The 4,713-nt window shown below is 61.0% G+C and carries 2 protein-coding genes; both read right to left on the bottom strand.

All coding sequences use genetic code 11. From position 1 onward, the window contains the following. Positions 1–359 precede the first annotated feature (359 nt). Complete coding sequence (locus Q0288_RS02470; RefSeq protein WP_299426669.1) at positions 360–2,243, bottom strand: S8 family serine peptidase; 1,884 nt, start codon at positions 2,241–2,243, stop codon at positions 360–362. Between the two features lie 212 nt (positions 2,244–2,455). Then, positions 2,456–4,624 (bottom strand): vWA domain-containing protein, encoded by a 2,169-nt coding sequence (locus Q0288_RS02465; RefSeq protein ID WP_299426667.1) that lies wholly within the window; start codon positions 4,622–4,624, stop codon positions 2,456–2,458. Positions 4,625–4,713: the final 89 nt, after the last annotated feature.

The following is a 4,713-nucleotide window of genomic DNA, read 5'->3' as shown; positions in this document are numbered from 1 at the left end:
ACTTCCGTATGTTCCAAACTCATTGAAAATCGAGTCGGAGTCGAATCGACTCGTTATCCTCCCTAGAAATGTGTTCCCTCGGTCTTGACCGATAATTGAAGCCCCTCGAAGCAATGTGCATAGCTCTTGCGCGTCTGCCCTTTGTGCAAAAAAAGACACCACTAAAATCAGGGATAGAAGGCACATCAATCGCTTCATGCGTACTTTCCCTATTCTTTTGTAAGAATTGTAGACTGAGTTACCCCTAACCGTCAATTCTCAGAACTAGGTCAGGCTGAACCTTCATCCTCCTTACAACAGCCTACATTTACTCTGCACGAACAATAGTCGCCTTGAAAATAAAATCCGCAAACCCAGACCTACGGCCCCACCAAGATCATCCCCAGGTCGAGGGTGTTTCTGCCGCTCACCTGCACCTCTCGCTCGGCTTTCGGCTCGCTATGGTCGCAAAGGCTATTTCCCGAATCGTCGCGGCAGGCCACAGCCTGGTAGCGACCTGGCACCAGGAAGGTCTCGAAAAGCCCGTTCACTACCGGCACCTGCCTTGGGCTGGGACCACTGAAGCTCATCAGGAAACTGCCCTTGGGCAGTGTCCAGCCAAAGGCCCCTGGCAGGTTGAGCAGGCCATTTCCGTAGGCATCGTCACGACCTGGTGGGCCCAGATCGGTAAGGCTGGACTGTAGCAGGTTCCAGGCCTGTTCAGCATTTGTGGCTCTGCCGCTGGACAGCACCATCGCCAGCGCCGCCGCAACCTGGGGCGTGGCCTGGGAAGTACCCATGTAGAAGGTGTAGTTGGGCTGGTTGGCGGTATAGTTCCAGGTGGTCGAGAGAATACCGCCTCCGGTCTGGGAGATGTTGCCTCCCGGCGCGGCGATGTCCACTTCGCTGTTTTGCTGGCTGTAATAGGCGGCTTGATGGTTCTGGTCGGTAGCCGCCACCGAGATAGCTCCTGGACAGGCTGCCGGATAGACCATCGCGCCAGGGCTTTGGTTCTGGTAATTCCCTGCGGCTGCCACTACCAGCACCCCCCGCGCCACCGCATCCGCAACCGCCTCGCACATCGCGTACGGGAAATCTCTCAACTTTGCACCCAGTGACAGGTTTATGATGCGGGCTGGTTGGGGGTTTTGTAAAAGCTGGCCCAATTTCTCTACCGGCAAACCTGCTGCGTAGCGAATCGCCAAAGCCACGTCCTCAAAGGTGCCGTTGCCCAGCGAGTCCAGCACCCGCAAGGGCAGTACCGTGATAGGGGCGTTGTAGGCCATGCCCACAATTCCTGAGTTGGAACAGGCGGGACAGGGTGGCGTGAAGGTACCGCTGCCCGCAACGATAATTCCGGTCACATGGGTTCCATGGCTGCCGCCGGTGCGGGATAGCAAGTCGCAGGGGTCGGAGGGGTTGTTATCGCCTGGCGCGCCTGGGGCTGGGTCGCCACAAGGATCGTATGGGTCGGATGGGTTCTGGGGAGGGGTGGCATCGCCCACAAAGTCGTAGGCGCCTTCCCCTGGCAACCATAAACGCCCGGCCAGGTCGGGGTGGTCGTAGCGCACCCCGGTGTCCACCACCGCCACCGTAATGGGGGTGGTGTAGGTTTGCAGGTAGGCAAATCTGGCCCCGGTGCTGCGCAGATACCACTGCTGGGGGTAGAACTGGTCGGTGGGTTCGCCCTGAGCACTTACGGTTCCGTTGATCTCGGCCCACTCTACACTGGGGTCGAGGCGCAGCCGATCCAGCAGGGCCTGGGGGTTGGAGGTCTCGAGCTTGGTCAGGCGACTAATCCGATCCTGGGACAGCACCCGGCTCCCCTGGGGCAGGAGAACCGTCCGCAGGTCGCTGCGGTATTTGACCAGAATCTCGACGGGTCGCGCACTGGCAGGGCTCAGTTGAGCCTCGGAGCGCAACCCCCGAGTGCCCAATTGTTCACCGCCTGCACTCGAGGCCAGACCAGCGTCGGCAATCGCGCCCACCACCTTGACCAAAGGTAGGCGCACCGTGATGGTGGCCTGTACATCGCCGGAAATACGGATACTATCGCTATACTCGGCCTGGTTCTGGATTTCACTGCTGAAACTGGCCTTAAGCTGCACCACCCTGGGGCCGACGCCACTGTGTGGTGTAGCCGTAAGCCAACTGCCAGACGTCTCTACCCGCCAGGCTACATTGGAACCAACCCGTAGCGCAAGCGTTCCCTCGAGGCCCTCCATCACCACCTCGCGGGGAATGGAATTGGCAGGTGCAGGCATCCAGGCTTCTTGAGCAGAGCATCCAGCCAACAAGATGAGTGCAAGAAGGGAGTAGAAGCGCATCTCCTCAACACTAGCCCCAGCAAAGCCAAAGTCAAGCCATTTTTGACCAATTCCAGGAATACCCCGCCCGTGCATCACCTCATACCAACGCCTCGTCTTCGCTCGAGGCCCGCAGGGCGCGAGCTTACCTTGAATTCCCCACCCGTGCATCACCTCATACCAATGCCTCGTCTTCGCTCGAGCAAACGCTCGAGTAAGAACAATCCGATGGCCAGCGCTATGAGTGGCAGTTGCAGGCTGTAGGCTTTGAAATCCGACAGGCCCTGTAGCTCCGAGACATCCTGCAGGAGGCGGCCACCACTGGCCTCGGATAGCCTTCGCAAGACGGCCTGGCCATCTTCCAGACGCCACTCGGGCAGGGTGGGCAGTTCCAGTCTCAACAGAGCAAGATCGTTCTCGAGCACTACGGCCTGCCCCACCGCTTCCCGCGACAGCCGGGCCTCAAAGCGCAGCGGCCCAGTAGGAGCAAACCGTTCTTCCCGGCCTCCGACCCGCAGGCTGGGTCGCTCAAACTGGCCTTCCAGCAAGACCCGAACCTGATCCTGCTCCCGAACGGCCTGAACTCTTGGACGGGCTGGGGTTCGGGATAGCCAGCGCAACAATTCGGCCATCAGTCCGGGGGCCTCCCGCCAGTCCTGCCACGAGCGCGAGAGGTCGGTCGCCAGGGCTGCCACCCGGCCCCGGCCACTCTCCCCAACCGCGAGCACACTGAGCTCTCCCGAACTGAGCAGGGTCTGAGCCCAGGGCCTGGATCGGGTGGGAAGGATAACCTGGAGTGCAGGTGGACTGCTATCCCGCGTGATGGGATGGGGCCGCACCGAGACCGGGAAGCGACCCTCGAGGGCCTCCCGCCTGAAGGTACGCTGGGCTTCTTCCAGGAAAAACCGTGGCAGATCGCTGGGTCTGGGCACACTCCAGAAACTGCCGCTTCCTGCCTGGGCCAGGTCGCGCAAAAAGCCCTGATCGGCATCCGCACCCAGGGCCACCGAACTGGTCTTGATCTCGGGAGCCGCATCCCGAGCCCGTTCGAAAATTGCAGGGGTGATGTCGGCAGCAATGCCATCGGTCATGGCAATCACTTTTTTGGAGTCGGCGGGAATTTCCTCGAGGGCGTCCAGAGCCATGCCGTAGGCCTGGCTGATGTAGGTTCCTCCGCCAGCCCGGATCGACAGGAGAAGGCTTTCGGCTTCTTTGCGTCCCTGCTCGGTCATGGGGCGTGGACGAAACAGCCAGCGGGCACGGTCAGAAAAAATGACCACTCCAACGTAGTCCTGGGGCCGGGCAGAGCGAATAAGTTCCACCGATCCCACCACCGCCATGCCAATTTTGTCGCCCTCGAGCATGCTGCCCGAGACATCCAGCACCAGCACAATCCCCACCCCGCCCGGCTCTTCCACCGGCTCCACCGGAAGGCTATCGGCCAGGCTGCTGCGCTCCCAGCCCCCGAAAAACAAACCTCGCGGGGTAGCCGTCCAGAGCAGGCTTCCCCCCTGGTTCAAAAAACTTTGCAGCGCATCGAGTTCGGCAGCCGACAAATCCCCCGCCCCCACCCCCAGGGCTACCACCTCGGCCTGGATCGGGAGGCTGATATCGCGCCGTTCTTCAACCGCAAAGCCCTGGGCCACAAGATAGCGTGCCAGAGCGGTGTCCCCAACCACCCAGACCCTGGTGGTATCGGCTGGACTGAGGTCTAACCGGGTCTGGTGGCTGCCCAGAGGGCTTTCTACTCGCGCCGAAACCTGGCTCGGCCCGTCCAGACGAAACCGGTAGCCCAGACTGCTTCGTCCAGGCGATATCTGTAGCTCCCGTTCCACCCGCCCGGCGGGTCCATCCAGGATCAGTCGGGCCTGAACACGGGTAGTAGACTCGAGCACCGCCCGCACCTCGATGGTCTCGCCCTTGCCCGGAAGGGCTGGGGCAACCAGCGAAACCGAGAGGTTGGGACTGGGGGGTTGGTAAAGGGTGTAGATGGGTATTCCAATCGGAAGGATCCGATCCTGAAACAGCCCATCCGACACCAGCACGATCCGGTCGGGGTGCAGTTCCTGGGCTTTCTGCAGAGCCGGGTTAAGCTGGGTGCCCTCACCCAGGTCGAGTCGTCGGGCGGTTGGGCTGGCCACCTGGGCTACTCCGCTGGCAAAAGCCACATAGGCTGCCCCTGGCAGGCTGACCTGGGGCGCAACCTGCCAGACCGCCTCCCGTGCTGAGGGGCTCTGGTCGAGCAGAACCACGGTTCGCACTGGCTGCACGGGAAGGCTCGGCCCCCAGACTGCCAGTAGCAGGAGGACGATTATCAGGCCCCGTAGCCAAAACAACATACCTCTATTATTGAGGTCTCGAGGTTAGACAAATGCGAATCAGCCAGGATTTCAGCCCCGGACTCTGGAAACTCCATCTGCCGAAGGAA

Origin of the sequence: uncultured Meiothermus sp., assembly GCF_937863175.1 — a bacterium.
Taxonomy (GTDB): Bacteria; Deinococcota; Deinococci; order Deinococcales; family Thermaceae; genus Meiothermus.
This window is presented reverse-complemented; position numbering and strand designations above follow the sequence as displayed.